Annotated in this window: 2 protein-coding genes; both read left to right on the top strand. The window is 69.6% G+C overall.

All coding sequences use genetic code 11. The features are described 5' to 3' along the window. The first annotated feature begins 279 nt into the window (after nucleotides 1-279). Nucleotides 280-1,014, top strand: a complete 735-nt coding sequence (locus HUK84_RS17440) for a metallophosphoesterase family protein (RefSeq protein WP_176641388.1) — start codon at nucleotides 280-282, stop codon at nucleotides 1,012-1,014. 161 nt (nucleotides 1,015-1,175) lie between these two features. After that, nucleotides 1,176-1,610 (top strand): VC0807 family protein (locus HUK84_RS17435; RefSeq protein ID WP_281362845.1); only part of this gene is annotated, 435 nt, incomplete at its 3' end.

Here is a 1,610-nt window from a genome sequence, read left to right as displayed (position 1 = left end):
CATGGGCTACAACGCCATGAAGCACAAGGTGCTCATCACCCTCGCCGCTCTCGAGGCCTCCCTCCGCGCCGAGGGCTTCTCCCTCCCGCAAGGCAATGCCGTCGATGCCGCGCGTGCGTCCTACGCGGCCGCGTAACGCTGGCGGCACCGGCCAGGGGCGCTGCCCCTGGACCCCGCCAAAGGCCGGCGGCCTTTGGAAACCGTTTCGTTTATCAATGGATTATGGTTGAGGGGCCTGCGATTCCTTGCGGCGGGGCGCGTGGGGTGTAGAATCCGCGCATGAAGATCTCGGTCATCGCGGATAGTCACGGCAATCTGCTCGCGCTGCAGGCGGTGCTGCGCGACATCGGCCGCCTGCACCCCGACCTGGTCGTCAATCTCGGCGATCTCGTCTCCGGCCCGTTCGACCCGGCCGGCAGCGCCGATGCCCAGATGGCGCTGGGTGCCGCGACCCTGGCGGGCAACCACGAACGGCAGGTGCTGGCCGGTGCGACCGGCGCCTCCGACGCTTTCGCCCGTCCCCGCCTCGCCGACCGGCATCTGGCCTGGCTGCACACCCTGCCGCCGACGCTCAGCCTGCTCGACGGCGATCTCTTCGCCTGCCACGGCAGTCCGGCCGGCGGCGATCTGGATTATCTGCTCGAAGACGTCTCCGCCGGCCACGCCGCCCTCGCCCCGGACGAAACGATCCGCCGCAAGCTGGCCGGCATCGGCCATGCCAGGGTCGTGCTCTGCGGCCACACCCATATCGCGCGCATCGTCACCGCCGGCGACGTGCTGGTCGTCAATCCCGGCAGCGTCGGCATGCCGTCCTTCCGCGACGACCGCCCCTGTCCCCACGTCATGGACGCTGGCAGCCCCCACGCCCGCTACGCCACCCTGACCCGCGCGCCACAAGGCTGGGCGGCCACCCTCCACGCCGTGCCCTACGATCACCAGGCCGCCGCCCGCCAGGCCGAACGGAACGGCCGGCCCGAAGTCGCCTTCGCCGTCCGGACAGGCCGCAGCCCGTAACCCTCAAGCCCACCCGCAACCCGCATCCGAACGCCGCACCATTAATGTTGACAATGTTACCATTCAGCGCCACGATAACATTGTTAATATCGGAGCGCGCGCCTGCCCCACCGCATAGCGCACAGCTTCCACAACAACCCGATCGCGACAGGACTCCGCCCATGACGACGCAGCCCGCCCCGCAATCCCCCGGCCTTCTGGCCTGGCTCCGCCGCGCCGGGTGGAAGGCCGCGCTCGATGTCGGTGCGAATATCGTCCTGCCGGTCCTGGTCTATGATGCCGTTCGCCCGGCCTGGGGCGAGGCCGGGGGCCTGATGGCCTCCTCCCTGCCGCCCCTGCTGTTCAGCGCGGGTGAATTCTGCCTGACGCGCCGCATCGACGCGCTGTCGCTCATCGTGCTGGCGGGCATCATGCTGTCCCTGCTGGCGCTGGTGGGCGGCGGTTCGGAAAAATTCCTGCAAATACGCGAAAAGATGGTGACGGCCGTCATCGGCATCGCCTTCCTCGGCTCGGCCGCGATCGGCCGGCCGCTCGTCTATCCGCTCGCCCTCGCCACGCTGCGCCGCACCGCCCCTTCCGCCGCCGCCGCCTTCCAG

It is taken from the genome of Nguyenibacter vanlangensis (assembly GCF_013376155.1).
Lineage (GTDB): Bacteria > Pseudomonadota > Alphaproteobacteria > Acetobacterales > Acetobacteraceae > Gluconacetobacter > Gluconacetobacter vanlangensis.
This window is presented reverse-complemented; position numbering and strand designations above follow the sequence as displayed.

Excerpts from the sequence above, each read along its gene's own strand:
- HUK84_RS17440 (WP_176641388.1), top strand. The coding sequence starts at position 280 with ATGAAGATCTCGGTCATCGCGGATAGTCACGGCAATCTGCTCGCGCTG.